General features: G+C 70.0%; 13 protein-coding genes. 4 read left to right on the forward strand and 9 right to left on the reverse strand.

What is annotated here, in order from left to right; all coding sequences use genetic code 11:
- Nucleotides 1-224: 224 nt before the first annotated feature.
- Nucleotides 225-1,790, reverse strand: a complete 1,566-nt coding sequence (locus AB0M27_RS24440) for a DUF4192 domain-containing protein (protein ID WP_365724039.1) — start codon at nucleotides 1,788-1,790, stop codon at nucleotides 225-227.
- Nucleotides 1,791-1,933: 143 nt separating this feature from the next.
- Here AB0M27_RS24440 and AB0M27_RS24445 point away from each other — a divergent pair, with 143 nt between their 5' ends.
- Both AB0M27_RS24445 and AB0M27_RS24450 read left to right on the forward strand, forming a co-directional pair.
- The gene (locus AB0M27_RS24445) at nucleotides 1,934-4,099 is read left to right on the forward strand and encodes a RecQ family ATP-dependent DNA helicase (RefSeq protein ID WP_365724041.1); all 2,166 of its coding nucleotides are present in this window, start codon (nucleotides 1,934-1,936) and stop codon (nucleotides 4,097-4,099) included.
- A gap of 266 nt (nucleotides 4,100-4,365) precedes the next feature.
- On the forward strand, nucleotides 4,366-4,986 hold the full coding sequence (locus AB0M27_RS24450; RefSeq protein ID WP_365724043.1) for a hypothetical protein: 621 nt from the start codon (nucleotides 4,366-4,368) through the stop codon (nucleotides 4,984-4,986).
- A gap of 547 nt (nucleotides 4,987-5,533) precedes the next feature.
- Here AB0M27_RS24450 and AB0M27_RS24455 read toward each other — a convergent pair.
- From AB0M27_RS24455 to AB0M27_RS24465, 3 genes are all read right to left on the reverse strand, one after another.
- On the reverse strand, nucleotides 5,534-6,166 hold the full coding sequence (locus AB0M27_RS24455) for a hypothetical protein (RefSeq protein ID WP_365724045.1): 633 nt from the start codon (nucleotides 6,164-6,166) through the stop codon (nucleotides 5,534-5,536).
- Nucleotides 6,167-6,233: 67 nt separating this feature from the next.
- Entirely contained in the window at nucleotides 6,234-6,935 is a 702-nt protein-coding gene (locus AB0M27_RS24460; RefSeq protein ID WP_365724047.1) for a ribonuclease HII, read from the reverse strand.
- An 81-nt stretch (nucleotides 6,936-7,016) separates the two neighbouring features.
- Nucleotides 7,017-7,640 carry a TetR/AcrR family transcriptional regulator gene (locus AB0M27_RS24465; RefSeq protein ID WP_365724049.1) on the reverse strand — a complete coding sequence of 208 codons (624 nt, stop codon included), beginning with the start codon at nucleotides 7,638-7,640 and terminating at the stop codon, nucleotides 7,017-7,019.
- A 181-nt stretch (nucleotides 7,641-7,821) separates the two neighbouring features.
- On the opposite strand from AB0M27_RS24465, the gene AB0M27_RS24470 reads away from it, so the two are divergent.
- Nucleotides 7,822-9,369 (forward strand): MFS transporter, encoded by a 1,548-nt coding sequence (locus AB0M27_RS24470; protein ID WP_365724051.1) that lies wholly within the window; start codon nucleotides 7,822-7,824, stop codon nucleotides 9,367-9,369.
- Between the two features lie 367 nt (nucleotides 9,370-9,736).
- On the opposite strand, the gene AB0M27_RS24475 is transcribed toward AB0M27_RS24470, so the two are convergent.
- The 3 genes from AB0M27_RS24475 to AB0M27_RS24485 form a co-directional block, all read right to left on the reverse strand.
- Nucleotides 9,737-10,642 (reverse strand): ADP-ribosylglycohydrolase family protein, encoded by a 906-nt coding sequence (locus AB0M27_RS24475; protein ID WP_365724053.1) that lies wholly within the window; start codon nucleotides 10,640-10,642, stop codon nucleotides 9,737-9,739.
- Between the two features lie 12 nt (nucleotides 10,643-10,654).
- Complete coding sequence (locus AB0M27_RS24480) at nucleotides 10,655-11,314, reverse strand: histidine phosphatase family protein (protein ID WP_365724055.1); 660 nt, start codon at nucleotides 11,312-11,314, stop codon at nucleotides 10,655-10,657.
- A gap of 153 nt (nucleotides 11,315-11,467) precedes the next feature.
- Nucleotides 11,468-12,073, reverse strand: coding sequence for a YdbC family protein (locus AB0M27_RS24485; protein ID WP_365724057.1), 606 nt, complete (start codon nucleotides 12,071-12,073; stop codon nucleotides 11,468-11,470).
- Between the two features lie 153 nt (nucleotides 12,074-12,226).
- Between AB0M27_RS24485 and AB0M27_RS24490 the strand changes: the two genes are divergently transcribed.
- Nucleotides 12,227-12,757, forward strand: a complete 531-nt coding sequence (locus AB0M27_RS24490; RefSeq protein WP_365724059.1) for a TerD family protein — start codon at nucleotides 12,227-12,229, stop codon at nucleotides 12,755-12,757.
- A 59-nt stretch (nucleotides 12,758-12,816) separates the two neighbouring features.
- Here AB0M27_RS24490 and AB0M27_RS24495 read toward each other — a convergent pair whose 3' ends face one another.
- Both AB0M27_RS24495 and nrdR read right to left on the reverse strand, forming a co-directional pair.
- On the reverse strand, nucleotides 12,817-15,708 hold the full coding sequence (locus AB0M27_RS24495) for a vitamin B12-dependent ribonucleotide reductase (RefSeq protein ID WP_365724061.1): 2,892 nt from the start codon (nucleotides 15,706-15,708) through the stop codon (nucleotides 12,817-12,819).
- 163 nt (nucleotides 15,709-15,871) lie between these two features.
- Nucleotides 15,872-16,423 (reverse strand): transcriptional regulator NrdR, encoded by a 552-nt coding sequence (nrdR, locus tag AB0M27_RS24500; RefSeq protein WP_365724063.1) that lies wholly within the window; start codon nucleotides 16,421-16,423, stop codon nucleotides 15,872-15,874.
- Nucleotides 16,424-16,957 lie beyond the last annotated feature (534 nt).

The raw sequence follows: 16,957 nt of genomic DNA on the forward strand, positions 1-16,957 counted from the left end.
CTCGTGGGCGCCCCGAGCAGTCGGGGACGACCGATGGACCCGGCCGGCCAAGCGGCCCAGAAGTGCGCCACCGCCGCGGCCGCCGCCCCGGCTCGCGCGAGGTCGGTTCCGGAGCAGCCTCAGGGGGCGTGCGCCGCTTCCGGTGGATTCCGTCGATACGCCAGGCGTCTTACTCGGGCAGACCTGCTCGACCAGGGACCCGCCCGTGCTCCCCCGCACGGCGCTCACCCCTCCCCTTCGGGCTTGCGGTGGTCCTTCTTCGACGGGGCTGCGCCGGTCGTGGTGCCGCCCGGTTCCGCCGCACGCGAGCGCGCGCTGCCCAGGTCGCGGCTGCCGGGGCGCGAGGGTTCGGCCGCCGGCGGGCCGGGGTGGGAACCGGCCGGCCTCCGCCGTCCGCCCGTGGGCCTGGCCGCGCGAGGGGCATCGCCGCTGTCGGCCGACCGCACGCGGCGTCGTCGGCGCGTGCCCATCCCTCGCCCCACTTCGGCACCACCCTGGTCGTCCGCTCCGGCGATCGCTGTCACGTCTTGGCATGCCGGGAGCTCGGCCCGAGCCGTCTTCTCCTCCGCTTGCGGCTGCGAGCCGGTTTCCGCCGGCGTACGCCTCGCCTGGTCCGCACGGTCGGCGCGCAGACAGCGGCGAATCGCCTCCGGGTCGAGGCCTTCGTTGCAGGCCTGGTGCAACAGGCGGGCGAACAGATAGTCGGGATCCGCGCCCAGCGCCATGGCCAGCGCCTCACGGGCCTCCAACTCGTCACCTGCCGACCAGGCGACCCAGCCGGCCAGGGTCAGCGGGGCCGCGGCGTGCTCGCCGTAGGGTCCGACGCAGCGGCGGGCCAGGGCCCGCCAGAGCCGGAGGGCCGGACCGGCCTCGTCGCCCTCCATCCACGCGGCCGCACGGTCACGGGTCGTACGGTCCTGGAGCCCGAGGATCAGAGTCGCCGCCTCGTCGTGTGCGAGCAGGCGGTCGTCGCGCAAATCCGCCGGATGCGTGCCGGACACCGGTGCTGCGGCGGCGAAGCGGCGGATGATCAACTCGGCGAGGTCGAGGGTCTCCTCCGCCACTTGCGCGCGGGACGCCTCCTCGAGAATGCGGGGCACGAGGCTCATACCCGCAGCGTCAAGGGCGATCTCCTGCTCCAGGGCCGCGGTCGTCTCCCAGGGCTGCAGCCTGGCACGCAACTCCCGGAGTGTGCCGCGCACTTGGATGCCGGCGTAGGTGGCCGCAGCGGCCAGGACGGAGGTACCGGGGAGGCCCATCGGCGAGCCGTCCTCGGGACAGCAGCTCTCGATCGGGCAGCAGTACGACCAGAAACGGCCGTCGGAGATGCACAGTGCCTCGATGACCGGCACGTCGAGCTCGCCGCACTGGGTGCGCAGCAGGTGGGCCAGCCGCTCGAGCCGTCGTTTGACGTCGCGGCCGGACTCTCCGGGGGCCGGTTCCTGGCAGACGTAGGCCACCATCTGTTCGGGCCGGGCACCGCGCCGTTCACTGCCGGTCACCAGTCCGTGGGCCAGCTGACGTGCGGCCGCCTCCCAGTCCTCCTCGTTCGCCGGGATGCCGAGCCGGGCCCGGCCTCCGAACCTGCCCCGGCCTTCCCGGTCGTGCAGGGCCACCAGCACCATGCTGTCCTCCGGCCGGTAGCCGAGAAGGTAGGGCAGGACGTCGGCCAGCTCGGCGGGTGTGCGCAGCGTGACCTGCGTGTCGTGCGCGGACGGGCCGGTGAGCGGCTCCTGTCCCGAGACGTCGCTGTTTTCGAAGGGTCCGGTGGTTTCGCTGTGATTCGTCATGCACCGACAATCTCGCGGATCTTGAGATTCCGGTTGGGTCTGTGGACAAGTCGGATCAGGGACACGACAAGACCGTCCCGGTTGTCCACAGCCCAGGGCAGTGCTCCGCCCGCTTGTCGGTCCCGTCCTGTTGTATGGGACGCATGGAGCACACGAGCAACGCGGATCTCCGGGCGCAGGCGGACGCCGTCCTCGCCCGGCTCGTCGGGGATGCCACGGGCGCGGCCCGGCTGCGCGAGGACCAGTGGCGGGCGATCGAGGCGCTGGTCGCCGAGCGGCGCCGGGCCCTGGTCGTGCAGCGCACGGGGTGGGGCAAGTCCGCGGTGTACTTCGTGGCGACCTCGTTGCTGCGGGCCAGAGGCAGCGGACCCACGGTGATCGTCTCGCCCCTGCTCGCGCTCATGCGCAACCAGGTGGAGGCCGCGGCCCGGGCCGGCATCCACGCCCGCACCATCAACTCCTCCAACACCGAGGAGTGGGACACCGTCCAGGCCGAGATCGCGGCCGGCGAGGTCGATGTCCTGCTCGTCAGTCCTGAGCGGCTCAACAACCCGGACTTCCGCGACCAGGTGCTGCCCAAGCTGTCCGCCGCAACCGGCCTGCTGGTCGTGGACGAGGCCCACTGCATCTCCGACTGGGGTCACGACTTCCGTCCCGACTACCGGCGGCTGCGCACCATGCTCGGCGACCTCCCGCCCGGTGTCCCCGTGCTGGCCACCACCGCCACGGCCAATGCCCGGGTGACCGCGGATGTCGCCGAGCAACTGGGCACCGGCACCACCTCGGACGCCCTGGTGCTGCGCGGGCCGCTGGACCGGGAGAGCCTCAGCCTCGGCGTGCTGCGGCTGCCGGACGCCGCGCACCGGATGGCCTGGCTCGCCGACCACCTCGACGATCTGCCGGGCTCCGGCATCATCTACACACTGACTGTCGCCGCCGCCGAGGAGGTCACCGCGTTCCTGCGACAGCGCGGGCACACCGTCGCCTCGTACACGGGCAAGACGGAGAACGCCGAACGTCGGCAGGCCGAGGACGATCTGCTGGCCAACCGGGTGAAGGCGCTGGCCGCCACCTCCGCGCTCGGTATGGGCTTCGACAAGCCGGATCTCGGTTTCGTGGTCCACCTCGGCTCCCCGTCCTCCCCCATCGCCTACTACCAGCAGGTCGGCCGCGCGGGCCGCGGTGTGGAACACGCCGAGGTACTGCTGCTGCCGGGCAAGGAGGACGAGGCGATCTGGCAGTACTTCGCATCGCTCGCCTTCCCCTCCGAGGAGCTGGTCCGGCGCACCCTGGACGTCCTCGCCCGGGCGGACGGCCCCCTGTCGCTGCCCGCACTGGAGCCCCTGGTCGAGCTGCGCCGCTCCCGGCTGGAGACCATGCTGAAGGTCCTGGACGTGGACGGAGCCGTCCGCCGCGTCAAAGGCGGCTGGATCGCCACCGGACAGCCCTGGTCGTACGACACCGAGCGCTACGACTGGGTGGCCCGGCAGCGGGCGGCCGAGCAGGAGGCGATGCGCTCCTACGCGTCCACCACCGAGTGCCGGATGGAGTTCCTGCAGCGCCAGCTGGACGACGAGGGTGCCAAGCCCTGCGGCCGCTGCGACAACTGCGCCGGACCGCGCTTCCCCGCCGACACGTCCACGGCCGCGGTGGACGCCGCGCGCAGCGACCTGGGCCGGGCCGGCGTCGAGGTGGAGCCCCGCCGCATGTGGCCGACGGGCCTGCCGGCCATCGGCATCGATCTCAAGGGACGCATTCCGGCCGGTGAACAGGCCGCGTCGGGGCGGGCTCTGGGTCGGCTCTCGGACATCGGCTGGGGCAACCGGCTGCGTCCGCTCCTCGCGCCCCAGGCACCGGACACCGCTGTCCCGGACGATGTGGCGGGGGCGGTGGTCGGTGTCCTGGCCGACTGGGCGAAGGGCCCCGGCGGCTGGGCTTCCGGTGCGTCCGGCGCCCAGGCCCGGCCGGTGGGTGTCGTCACTGTCGCCTCGCGAACCCGGCCCTCGCTGATCCACTCCCTGGGCGCCCGGATCGCCGAGGTCGGCCGGCTGCCGCTGCTCGGCTCCGTGGAGTACGCCGCGGACGTGCCGCGCGTCTCGCGCAGCAACAGCGCGCAGCGGCTGAAGACCCTCGACGGTGCGCTGACGGTACCGCCCGCACTCGCTTCGGCGCTCACTGCGGCCGACGGCCCGGTGCTGCTGGTCGACGACTTCACAGAGACGGGCTGGACCCTCGCGGTCGCGGCACGTCTGCTCAGAAAGTCCGGCGCGCGAGCGGTGTTGCCGCTGGTCCTGGCCGTGCAAGGCTGACCCCGCACCTCGCTGCGGCAATCGTATGGGGCACGGCCTGACACCTCAGGCGTCATCGGGCTTACCTTTGGGTAGGGATATAAGCCACGCACCACCAGATAACAGTCGGTGGCGCCAATTGCTCGTTGCCGCATCCAAGTTCGGCAGGAAGAATTGAGGTCCGCTCCCCGCGCGGCTCGTCCGTGATCGGTCGGGCTCTGCTGCGGTGCGCGGTCCCTCGAATCCGACCTCGCCCGCAGTGTGGGCGCGTAGCCGAAGGGAGGAACGTGACCTTCGGATTCGCCTCGTCCTCGGCGGCCTCGTTGTCGACCTCCGCGTCCGCCGCTTCCGCCAGTCGCCTGCTCGAGCCGGCCGAATGGGCCGCCGCCGGAATCCCTCTGCTGCGCAACCCCCGTGAGGTCGTCAGCGGGCTGCACGCCCGCCATCGGCCGAGGCCTTCCACGGCGATCGTGGCGGTGCTGGATCCGGAGGAGCGGCTGTGCGCCAGCGCGTCGTTCACGCGTCGTCCGGCCCCGGCCGACGGCTGGATGTTCCGCAACGCGTTGCTCGCGCAGCTGCGCCGGGTGATTCCGCACGACCTGAGACGCCGGACCCCGGTGCGCACGGCCATCCTCGTCTACTGCCGTGAGGGCGACGCGGGTTGGACGGAGGAGGACGGTGCCTGGATGTGGGGCCTGCGTGACGCCTGCACCCTGCACGGGCTGCGGTGCGGGGCGTACATCACGCTGACCCACGACGGCTGGCATGTGCTCGGCGAAGGACGCAGCGGCCGCCGCCCCAACGCCGACTCCGCACCCGAACCCTTCGCCACGTCCGAGACCCCGCCGCTCGCGCCGCGCAGCGGCGGCCCGGTCTCCGAGGTCATGCGGCGCGCGGCGGCTCGCTGAGGGCACGGCGGAGGTCAGGCCTGGGCCCGGCCGCCGTCCGGCCACCGCCCTGCCCGCACGGACGCGGCGAGCCGACCGCCCACCGCTCGGCCGCCAGGATGCCGCGCCGCACGAGGCCGCGCGCCGACCTCGAGGAACGCAAGGGCCGATCGTGCCCTGAGGAACGCAAGGGGCGATCGTGCCCAGAGCGACGTGAGGGCCATACCGCGCCCGGGCGGACACGGCCTGTGCCGTGCCGAGCGGCCCGGCGCTCACGCCTCGTCCGGCAGCCGTACGAGCCGTTCGAGAGCGCCTTCCCAAGTGCCCGCGGCCGTGCCCAGCAGGCGGCGGCTTCACGGTCCGGCCTCGGCAGACCCAGCAGCGTGGGCCGGGGTCCGGTCTCCACCCTGCAATCGCAGCTCCGCGCCTGGCGTCTTGGTATATGCCGGGAAGCCGTCCACGAACGGAACGGCCGCCGGCCCTGCGGGCATGCCAAAGGCCACGCCGTGCGGATCCCACCGGAGTGGTTCCTTTGTCACCCCGGATGCCCCCAGGTGCCGGAGGAGGCTCAGACGCCTGCGCCCAGCACCGAGTTGATCTGCTGCGGGTCGCCGCAGACGATCAGCAGGGCACCGGCCCGGGTGTGGGCCAGCGGGAGGGCCGAGGCAGCAGCGGAGGCGGGGCCTCCGTTGACGGCGACGACCACCACGGGACGGGACGCGGCGCGGGAGGCGACGGCGGCGTCCGCATAGAAGACGTCGTCACCGGCGTCGTGCTGCGCCCAGTAGGAAGCTTCACCGAAGGACAGCTCGTGCTCCGCCCACGGGTGCTGGGACCCGGTGGTGATCACGAGCACGTCGCCGGGGACACGGCCCGAATCCAGCAGCAGGTCCACCGCCTCCTCGGCGGCGTCGAGCGCACCCTCGGCCGAGGCCGGGATCAGCTGGATCTGCGGGGTGGCCGCCGCGGCGGCGGGAGCGGCCGGGCCGGACGGGCCCGGCTTGGCCGGAGCCACGTCACGCGGCGTGCGTTGCACCGGCGGCGCCGGCCGCGGAGGACCGGGACGACCGGGGCGGGACGGAGCCGCGGGGCGGGGACCGGGTACGGGACGGGGGGTCGGCGCGACACGGCCGCTGGCCGGAGTGGCGCGGGGACCCTGGGCACTCTCGTGAATCTGAGGCTCCTCGGGAATGAGAGGCATGGCTGATATTTATCAAACGTTGGTGCGGCGCGGGCGGCCGGGTGGCACATGAGTGCGAGCGGAACCGTCAGAAATCGAAGCCGAGCTGACCCTCGGTTTCCGGAACGCTTCCGTCCGCCCAGCTACGGACCTTCTTGAGGTGCCGCCACTGAGGCAACGCATCAAGATACGCCCACGACAAGCGGTGGTGCGGGGTGGGCCCCCACTCCTCCAGTGCGGCCTTGTGTACGGGCGACGGATACCCGGCGTTGTCCGCAAATCCGAAGTCTGCATGGTCGACACCCAGTTCGGCCATCATTTTGTCGCGCTGAACCTTGGCGATCACCGACGCCGCCGCGACGGCGACACACGACTGATCGCCCTTGATCACCGTGCGCACCCGCCAGGGGGCACCGAGGTAGTTGTGCTTCCCGTCGAGGATCACGGCGTCGGGGCGGACCGTCAGGTCGTCCAGGGCGCGGACCGCGGCGAGCCGCAGCGCGGCCGTCATCCCCAGGTCGTCGATCTCCTCGGGGGAAGCATGCCCCAGCGCATAGGCCGTCACCCACGTGTGCAGGATCTCCGCCAGTTCCGTGCGCCGCTTGATCGTCAGCAGCTTGGAATCGGTCAGCCCCTCGGGCGGGCGGCGAAGTCCGGTGATCGCGGCACAGACGGTGACAGGTCCGGCCCAGGCGCCGCGCCCCACCTCGTCGATCCCGGCAATGACCTTCGCTCCGGTCGTGGCGCGCAGGGAGCGCTCGACGGTGTGAGTAGGTGGTTCGTACGGCATGGCGCCCTTAGGGTACGCCGCCGGGGTCGTCAGCCGACACCCCGGTCGGCCCACCGCCACACGGATCGCCGTCGCGCGGGATCACCTTCCGTAGGGCCGCAGCAGCGGGAGCATCAGCTGGTCGATCATCTCTTCGAGATCCTGGTCGCTCCATTCGCTGGCGCACATCTTCGAGCGGTACATCATCATGGCCGGGATGGCGTCGAAGACATAGCCGCTGGCCGCATCCGGACGCACCTCACCCCGCTCTATTCCACGCATGATGACCTGGCCCAGAAGCTTGACGGTCGGCTCCACCACCCCTCCGACGATCACCTCCTGGAAGCGCTCCGCCTGAGTCTGATCGCACTCGTGAATCACCGAGCGCAGCGCGACACCCGGGCGCGAGAACATGATCTGCCGCACCTCGCGACATAGAGCGAGGAGGTCCTCGCGCACGCTGCCGAGGTCCGGGGCCGTCTCGACCCGAGGCAGTCCGGCCACCAGAGCATCCGCCACGAGGTCCTCCTTGGAGTTCCAGCGGCGATACACCGCGGCCTTGCCCGTCTGCGCGCCGGCGGCGACCCCCTCCATGGTCAGGCCTTTCCAGCCGACCTCGCCGAGCTGCTCCAGCGCGGCATCGAGGATCGCGCGCTCCAGCACCACTCCGCGCCGACGAGGGGAAGCCGCCCGATCGGGAGCGGCCGTCCAGCGCGAGGTAACCATCTGTGTCTCTCCAACAAGGGAAGCGGGGATTCCGGGGACAGAGCGAGCCACGCCGCAGCAACAGGGGGACGCGAAGCGGGGCGCAGGATTAAGTGAACGCTTGCGTTCACTGTTGGGGGTCACTACCGTGGGCGCGACAGTGAACGCGAGCGTTCACTAATACTCTTATGGGGGATCCATAGTGACGACCTCTCAGCTGCTTCAGGAGCCAAAACCGGGCGTGGCCCGCCGGGAGGGGCATCCCGGCATCGCACTCACCGTCATCGCCGCCTGCCAACTCATGGTGGTACTCGACGCGACGATTGTGAACATCGCGCTCCCACACATTCAAGATGCGCTCAAGTTCAGCACCACGGATCTGACTTGGGTGGTCAGCGCCTACACGCTCACCTTCGGCGGCCTGCTGCTGCTCGGCGCGCGCGCCGGTGACATCCTCGGCCGTCGCCGGGTCTTCATGACCGGCATCCTGCTGTTCACCTTCGCCTCCCTCCTGGGCGGCCTCGCCCAGGAGCCCTGGCAGCTGCTGGCCGCTCGGGCCCTGCAGGGCGTGGGCGGCGCGATCGCCTCGCCCACGTCGCTGGCGCTGATCACCACCACATTCCCCGAAGGCCCGGAACGCAACCGGGCCTTCGGTGTGTTCGCCGCCGTGTCCGCGGGCGGCGGCGCCATCGGCCTCCTGGCGGGCGGCATGCTCACGGACTGGCTCGACTGGCGATGGGTGCTGTTCGTCAACGTGCCGATCGGTGTGCTGATCGCCTCGCTCGCGCCGCTTTACATCAACGAGTCCCAGCGGCATCCCGGGCGCTTCGACATCACGGGTGCGCTGACCTCGACGGCGGGCATGGCCTCGCTCGTCTACGGGTTCATCCGCGCCTCGGAGAACGGCTGGCGGGACGGCCTCACCCTCGGCTCGTTCGGCGCGGCCCTGGTGCTGCTGCTCGCCTTCGTCCTCACCGAGATGCGGGCGAAGGAGCCGATCACCCCGCTCAGGATGTTCGGGGACCGCAACCGCTGGGGCACGTACGTGATCATGCTGAGCCTCGCCGCGGCGATGTTCGGCATGTTCTTCTACATCGTGCTGTTCGTGCAGGACGTACTCGGCTACAGCGCGATCAGGGCCGGTCTGGCCTTCCTCCCCGTGACGGTCGCGATCGCGGTCGGTGCCGGACTCTCCCAGCGCTTCCTGCCAACCCTCGGCCCGAGGCCGTTCATGATGGCCGGCACGGGGCTCGTGGTGATCGGACTGGTCTGGCAGACCTTCATCCGGCCGGACAGCTCCTACCTGGGCGGCGTACTGGGGCCGATGCTGGTGTTCGGTTTCGGCATGGGCCTGAACTTCGTGACGGCCACGGTCACGGCCGTGTCCGGCGTCGCCCAGCACGAGGCGGGTGCTGCGTCCGGGCTCCTCAACGCCATGCAGCAGGTGGGCGGTTCGCTCGGACTGTCCATCCTGACGACCGTGTTCGGCTCGGCCGCCAAGGACGAGACGAAGAAGCAGTTGCCGAAGTTCCTCGCCAACGGCTCGCCGGAGCAGCAGGCCCACTTCGCCAAGACGCACCAACTGCCCGCACCCTGGGGACACGAGGTGCTCGCCCACGGCATCTCCACCGCCTTCGTGCCGGCTGCCGCGATGGCCGGAGTCGCGTTCCTCACCTCCTGGCTGGTGATCAGGGTCCGCAAGAGCGATCTCGATTCCCTCGCCGGCGTGGCGGGCCCGGGCATCGGCTGACCGGGCCCGAGCCACGCGGAGCCGCGGTCGGCCGGACCACCGCCCGGGGACGGCCGGCACGTGCGACGGTCCGGCCGGCCGCACTCCGGCCACCAGCGCCCGCAGGAGAACCAGGACGGGAACCACCGCCAGCACCGGCACCATGTAGACCATCTCCACACCCCCTCCGACCGTCGCCCTCCGCCTGTCCCGTCGTACGCCGCCGCAAGCCACGGCGTACGACGGACATGAGAGGAAACGGGCGGCGGTCACAGAGAGTTCCCGGCAGGCACGGAGAGTTTCCGAGGCTGCTTGCCGGGAACGAAAAACACCGGCGCGGTCCGCGAGATCACCACCGATGACCGCTCCGGCCCGATCGCCGGACCCGTCAGACCCCAGTCGGTGCCCAGTCAGGCAGCACTTCGGAGCGTTCCACCCACTCGGCGGGTGGTGTCCCCGCCTTGCCGGAGGCGAGAACACCGCCCACGATCGCGCAGGTGGTGTCCATATCGCCGCCGACCCCGGCCGTCGTCCAGAAAGCCGCCTCGAAGTCGCCCAGGCTGCGCGCGGCCGACCAGAGGGCGAAGGGAACGGTGTCGTGGGCGGTCGTACGGCGGCCGCAGCCCAGCACCGCCGCGACGGTGACCGCGTCGCCGTAGTCGAGCATGTCGCGGGCACGCCGGAGGCCCTGGCCGACGGCGCTCTTCGGCACCAGGGCGATGACGCCGTCGAGGAGCGCCTCGGGGCTGGGCGGTCCGTCCGGCGAGCCGGCCATCGCCGCCGCGGCGGCCACGGCCATGGCGCCGACGACGGCCTCACGGTGCTGGTGGGTGGTGTAGGCCGAGATCTCCGCCTGATGGGTCGCCTGCTCCGGATCATCCGCGTACCAGGCGCCCAGAGGGGCGATCCGCATGGCCGCTCCGTTGCCCCAGGACCCCCGTCCGTTGAACAGCCCGGCCGCCAGCTCACGCCAGTCCTCGCCCTCCCGGACGAGTCTCAGCAGCCGGTTGACCGCGGGGCCGTAGCCCCGGTCGAAGTCGTGGTGCTCGGCGAAGGAGCGGGCCAGTGCGTCCTGGTCGATGCGCCCGTGTGCGGCGAGGACGGCGACCACGGAGCAGGCCATCTCGGTGTCGTCCGTCCACTGCCAGGGCCCCGCGGGCAGCTCGCGTCGCTTCAGCAGGGGATAGTTCGCCGGGACGAAGAACTGGGAGCCCAGGCCGTCCCCCACGGCCAGTCCGCGCAGGCTCGCCAGGGCACGCTCCAGGCGCCCGGAGGAAGAGGAGTCAGCGGTCATCGCTCTGCCACTCTATCCGTTCACCCAGTACGGGATCGGCTCGCGCCAGCGTTCAAAAGGCCGGTCGAGCGTGTACTTTCCGTTGTCCCCCAGAACGAGCATCCGCATCTCGGCGTTCCCCGGGTTCGACAGTGACTCGAATTCCGCGACCGTCCAGTGGAACCAGCGCATGCAGAACAGTCGCATCGCGAGTCCGTGGGTCACCAGGAGGACGTTCGGTGGGTGGTCCGGGGCCTCGAAGCTGCGGAAGAGGCTCTCCAGGAAGCCGCCGACCCGGTCGTACACGTCGGCGCCGGACTCGCCCTGCGGGAACCGGAAGAAGAAGTGGCCGTACGCGTCGCGGTAGGCCTTCTGCAGGCGCACGTCGTCGCGGTCCTGCCAGTTGCCCCAGTCCTGTTCGCGCAGCCTCGGCTCCTCCCGGACCCGTATGCGATCTGGGTCGAGGTGGAAGGCGCGCAGAGTCTCGTGCGTACGGCGGTACGGGGAGACGTACACACTCACGCGTTCCCGGCCGAAGAGCTCCCGGATCCTCTTGCCGGTCTCCTCCGCCTGCCGCCAGCCGCGCTCGGTCAGCGCGAGAGCGTGGTCCGGCTCGCGCTCGTACACGGAGTCGTCGACGTTGCCCGTGGACTCGCCGTGCCGGACAAGGACGATGCGCCGTGGTCGTGCCATGCCGAAACCCTAGATCGAGCGAGGGAGAGTCGAGCACCCGTACGCCCTCCATACGGCGTAGGTCACACGAATCCCGCCTCCAGGGCCGCTTCCGGGCAGGCTGAGCCGCGCTTCCGGGCGACGAGTTTGGTATTCAAACGTACGACGGCGGGCTCAGACCGTCCAGGACGGTTCCAGCTCCACGATGTCACCGGAGAGCGCCGCGACGTCGGCCTCGGTCTGGGCACGCAGCGCGAGACGCTCCACGCGCTCGGTGCGGTACTTGCCGTGCTCGGCCGCCGACCGCCACATCGACAGGATCAGGAACTCCTGCCCGGGCGCCTCGGCGAACATGCCGCGGATCATGCCGGGCGAACCGGCCATCGCCGGGTTCCAGACCTTCTCCTGCATGAGCGTGTAGTGCTCGACACGCTCCTCGTGAACCTGGCACAGGGCCACACGGATCAGATCGGCGTCGGTGAACCGCGGCTCGAAGCCCGTCTTCACATCGAAGCGGTACTCGAACAGCTTGACCTGCGCGTCCTTGAACGTGCCGGACTGGGCGGCCGCCAGGCGGTCGTGCGAACGGGCCATGAAGGAGTCGTAGAAGGCACGGCTCTCCCAGAAGGCGAAGATGTGCGCCACCCCCGGCCGCTGCCGGCTCCAGCCCCCACCCTGCCCCCGGAAACCCGGCTCCCCCGGAAGCCCCGCCCATTTCCGCTGCCCCCGCTCGAAGCCGCGGCGGTCCACCACGGTGCAGCGAATCCACTTGACCAGCACCGCGCCATCGTAAGGCCACCGGGCGTGGCGTCGGTCACGCTCCGGCGGAGATCGCCCGCGCGTGCGCCCCGCGCGCGTGGCACGATGGACAAGGAGCCCTGACTGCACCCGAGTTGGGGAGTGAGGTAACCACCCGGGGGAAGGGGAAGCCTGTTGACCGGCTTCAGCAAGGGAATCGGCAAGGTCGAGGTCGGGCTCAAGTGGGACCCCAGTCCTGCGGGCCAGCCGCCCACCGATCTCGACCTCGTCGCCGCGACGTTCCTGTCGGGCGACCTGTACGGGACCCCGGCCTATCTGGTGCACTTCGACAGCCGTTCTCCGGACGGCACGATCTTCCTCAACCGGGACAGCACAGACGGCAGGGGCTTCGGCTGGGACGAGGTCATGACGCTGGAACTGGACCGGCTCGACGGCCGTTACGCGCGCGTGGTGGTCGGTGTCGTCATCCAACAGCCGTTCGACCACCGGACGTTCGTCAACGTGCTGAATCCGGCCATGCGCATCCGGGTGGACCGCTACACCGTGCTCGCCCAGGACGACTTCGGCTCGGTCCTCGGGGCGACAGCGGCCACGATCGCGGAATTCGTCCGTGACGACTCCGGGGAGTGGGCCTTCCGTCCCGGCGTGCACGGCTTCGAGGAGGACCCGGCGACCTTCACCCGGGTCATGGGCAGGGCGCAGTAGCGGTAAGGGGCGCCGACCTTGGCCGGCGCCCCTTACTTCACTTCAGAAACCGCGTGTCATCAGCTGCAGCCGCTGGTCGAGCCGCAGCCCTCGCAGATGTAGCAGGAACCGGCCCGCTGCATCTTCGTACCGCAGGAGAAGCACAGCGGGGCGTCGGCCTGGATGCCCAGCTGCATCTCCACCAGCTCGGCGCTGGTGTGAGCCTGCTTCGGGGCGGGCTTGGCCGCCTCGGACTCGGCCTTCGGCGTGGCGACCGCCTTCAACTCCTGGGCGCGGGGCGCCGACTGGGCCAGGCCCTCGACGTCGACCTCGTCCTCGGTCGGCTCGTAGGAACCGGTCTCGAGGTGCCGCTGACGCTCCTCGGCGGAGTGGATGCCGAGCGCGGAGCGGGTCTCGAAGGGCAGGAAGTCCAGCGCCAGGCGGCGGAAGATGTAGTCGACGATCGACTGCGCCATCCGCACGTCCGGGTCGTCCGTCATGCCGGCCGGCTCGAAGCGCATGTTCGTGAACTTCGAGACGTACGTCTCCAGCGGCACGCCGTACTGAAGGCCGACGGACACCGCGATGGAGAAGGCGTCCATCATGCCCGCGAGGGTCGAGCCCTGCTTGGACATCTTCAGGAAGACCTCGCCGAGACCGTCGTCCGGGTAGGAATTGGCGGTCATGTAACCTTCGGCGCCGCCGACCGTGAAGGACGTGGTGATCCCCGGGCGGCCCTTGGGGAGGCGCTTGCGGACCGGGCGGTACTCGACGACCTTCTCGACCTTGGTCTCGACGGCCGCGGGCTCCTCGGCCCTCTTCTCCTCGGTCTCCTTCTTCTTGGCCGACAGCGGCTGGCCGACCTTGCAGTTGTCGCGGTAGATCGCGAGCGCCTTGACGCCGAGCTTCCAGGCCTCGAAGTAGATCTCCTCGACCTCCTCGACGGTCGCCGTCTCCGGCATGTTGACCGTCTTGGAGATGGCGCCGGAGATCCACGGCTGGATCGCGGCCATCATGCGGACGTGGCCCATCGGGGAGATGGCGCGCTCGCCCATGGCGCAGTCGAAGACCTCGTAGTGCTCGTGCTTGAGGCCGGGGGCGTCGATCACGTTGCCGTTGTCGGCGATGTGGGCGACGATCGCCTCGATCTGCTCCTCCTGGTAGCCCAGGCGGCGCAGTGCCTGCGGGACCGTGCCGTTGACGATCTGCATCGAGCCGCCGCCGACGAGCTTCTTGAACTTCACGAGCGCCAGGTCGGGCTCGACGCCGGTGGTGTCGCAGGACATCGCGAGACCGATGGTGCCGGTCGGGGCGAGGACGGACGCCTGGGAGTTACGGAAACCGTTCTTCTCACCGAGGCGGACGACGTCCTGCCAGGCCTCCGTGGCGGCTGCCCAGACCGGGGTGTCCAGGTCGTCCATGCGGACGGCCTTGCCGTTGGCGTCGGCGTGCTGCGCCATGACGCGCTTGTGGGCGTCGGCGTTGCGGGCGTAGCCGTCGTACGTGCCGACGACCGCGGCCAGCTCGGCGGAGCGGCGGTAGGCCGTACCCGTCATCAGGGAGGTGATGGCGCCGGCGAGGGCGCGGCCGCCGTCGGAGTCATAGGCGTGGCCGGTGGCCATCAGCAGGGCGCCGAGGTTGGCGTAGCCGATGCCGAGCTGGCGGAACGCGCGCGTGTTCTCGCCGATCTTCTGGGTCGGGAAGTCCGCGAAGCAGATCGAGATGTCCATCGCGGTGATGACCAGCTCGACGACCTTCTGGAAGCGCTCGGTCTCGAAGGACTGGTGGCCCTTGCCGTCGTCCTTCAGGAACTTCATCAGGTTCAGCGAGGCCAGGTTGCAGGACGTGTTGTCCAGGTGCATGTACTCGCTGCACGGGTTCGACGCGGTGATCCGGCCGGACTCGGGGCAGGTGTGCCAGTTGTTGATGGTGTCGTCGTACTGGATGCCGGGGTCGGCGCAGGCCCAGGCGGCCTCGGCGATCTTGCGGAACAGCGCCTTGGCGTCGACCTCCTCGATGACCTCCCCGGTCATCCGGGCGCGCAGGCCGAACTTGCCGCCCTCCTCGACCGCCTTCATGAACTCGTCGTTCACACGGACCGAGTTGTTGGCGTTCTGGTACTGGACGGACGTGATGTCGTCGCCGCCCAGGTCCATGTCGAAGCCCGCGTCACGCAGGACGCGGATCTTCTCCTCTTCCTTGACCTTGGTCTCGATGAAGTCCTCGATGTCAGGGTGGTCGACGTCGAGCACGACCATCTTGGCGGCGCGGCGGGTGGCACCACCGGACTTGATGGTGCCGGCGGAGGCGTCGGCGCCGCGCATGAAGGAGACCGGGCCGGAGGCGTTGCCACCGGAGGACAGCAGTTCCTTGGAGGAGCGGATACGGGAGAGGTTCAGGCCGGCGCCGGAGCCGCCCTTGAAGATCATGCCCTCTTCCTTGTACCAGTCGAGGATCGACTCCATGGAGTCGTCGACGGACAGGATGAAGCAGGCGGAGACCTGCTGGGGCTGCGGGGTGCCCACGTTGAACCAGACGGGGCTGTTGAAGCTGAAGATCTGGTGCAAGAGGGCGTACGCCAGCTCGTGCTCGAAGATCTCTGCGTCGGCGGGCGAGGCGAAGTACTTGTAGTCCTCGCCGGCCTTCCGGTACGTCTTCACGATGCGGTCGATCAGCTGCTTGAGGCTGGTCTCGCGCTGCGGGGTGCCGACGGCACCGCGGAAGTACTTGCTGGTGACGATGTTGACCGCGTTCACCGACCAGAAGTCGGGGAACTCGACGCCACGCTGCTCGAAATTGACCGAGCCGTCGCGCCAGTTGGTCATGACGACGTCACGGCGCTCCCACGACACCTCGTCGTACGGGTGCACGCCGGGGGTGGTGTGGATGCGCTCGATGTGCAGTCCCTTGTTACCCGCCTTGGTGCCCTTGGCTCGGGAACCTCGTGCCGGACCGCTCGCCGTCTCTGTCATGCCGCCTCCCTGTACGGGCAAAACGCCCTGAAGTGCCACGTTTGTTCCCGTGGCACGGTGTTGTGTCTTGTGTTGCGGACACCCTCAGCTGCCGCCCGCAACAGGTCTTCGGTCGCCGCCTCCCGGCCGGAATCCGGCTCTCCTCCGGATTCCGGCCCGCCGGTCAGTCGGCGGCGTGGGCGGGCACGCGGACCTGAGTGGTCCCGCCGGGCCCGCGGTCGTCTTCCTGGCTCCCCGCTCCCGCGTCTTCCTCGTCCGCGGCGGGGCCTCGCGTCGCCTCCCTCAGCTCCGCGATGGCGGCCTCGAAGTCCTCGAGCGAGTCGAACGCCCGGTAGACGGAGGCGAATCGCAGATAGGCGACAAGGTCGAGCTCCTGCAACGGGCCGAGTATGGCCAGCCCCACGTCATGGGTGGTCAGCTCGGCGCTTCCGGTGGCTCGCAGCGCCTCCTCGACCCGCTGGCCGAGCTGCGCGAGTGCGTCCTCGGTGACAGGCCGTCCCTGGCATGCCTTGCGTACGCCGTTGATGACCTTGGTACGGCTGAAAGGCTCGGTGACCCCGGACCGCTTGATCACCATGAGCGAGCACGTCTCCACGGTCGTGAAACGACGGGAGCAGTCAGGGCACTGGCGGCGCCTGCGGATCGACGTGCCGTCGTCGGTCGTACGACTGTCGACCACGCGGCTGTCGGGGTGCCTGCAGAAGGGGCAGTGCATGATCTCCAACCCTCCTCACAGCAGACTCAAAAACCTCGCCAGGCCACAGAGGCCCCGCGAAGCAGCCCTAAGCATAGGCGATCGCAGAGCCGTCTCAGACCCGGGGGACCACAACTTCTGGGCTGGCGTAGCCATCCAACCACTAGATGTGGGGATTGGCTCATACATCGAGGCCAACTCGCGTGTCGCGAGGAACGTAAGCGGACACGGGATCTTCAGGGGCCCGCGGAGACACGCGGGCGCAGAGCCGTATCGGATGTGAGGCTTACGGAGATACCGTGGGCGCCGCACGGAGGACGCGTGGGACTCCGGCACAGAAGGGACCCGGAGCCCGGACGAGCAGGTTCCGGATGACAGACTGAGGCGGCGGCCCACAAGGTCGGCAACCCCGGCGGTGAAGAGTACAACAATGGGCGGTTTTGCCCACAGGCAGCGCGTCAGCAATACACCCGGGCACATGATCGCGTCAGGTGAATCGCACTTTTTCACTCGAACGTGTGTTTGGCGCAACCTTTCGAAAGCAACTACCGTTGT

Source organism: Streptomyces sp. NPDC052107 (genome assembly GCF_040680215.1).
Taxonomy (GTDB): Bacteria; Actinomycetota; Actinomycetes; order Streptomycetales; family Streptomycetaceae; genus Streptomyces.

Excerpts from the sequence above, each read along its gene's own strand:
- AB0M27_RS24465 (WP_365724049.1), bottom strand. The coding sequence starts at position 7,640 with ATGGTTACCTCGCGCTGGACGGCCGCTCCCGATCGGGCGGCTTCCCCT.
- AB0M27_RS24480 (WP_365724055.1), bottom strand. The coding sequence starts at position 11,314 with ATGGCACGACCACGGCGCATCGTCCTTGTCCGGCACGGCGAGTCCACG.
- AB0M27_RS24455 (WP_365724045.1), bottom strand. The coding sequence starts at position 6,166 with ATGCCTCTCATTCCCGAGGAGCCTCAGATTCACGAGAGTGCCCAGGGT.
- AB0M27_RS24495 (WP_365724061.1), bottom strand. The coding sequence starts at position 15,708 with ATGACAGAGACGGCGAGCGGTCCGGCACGAGGTTCCCGAGCCAAGGGC.
- AB0M27_RS24440 (WP_365724039.1), bottom strand. The coding sequence starts at position 1,790 with ATGACGAATCACAGCGAAACCACCGGACCCTTCGAAAACAGCGACGTC.
- AB0M27_RS24445 (WP_365724041.1), top strand. The coding sequence starts at position 1,934 with ATGGAGCACACGAGCAACGCGGATCTCCGGGCGCAGGCGGACGCCGTC.
- AB0M27_RS24475 (WP_365724053.1), bottom strand. The coding sequence starts at position 10,642 with ATGACCGCTGACTCCTCTTCCTCCGGGCGCCTGGAGCGTGCCCTGGCG.
- nrdR (WP_365724063.1), bottom strand. The coding sequence starts at position 16,423 with ATGCACTGCCCCTTCTGCAGGCACCCCGACAGCCGCGTGGTCGACAGT.
- AB0M27_RS24460 (WP_365724047.1), bottom strand. The coding sequence starts at position 6,935 with ATGCCGTACGAACCACCTACTCACACCGTCGAGCGCTCCCTGCGCGCC.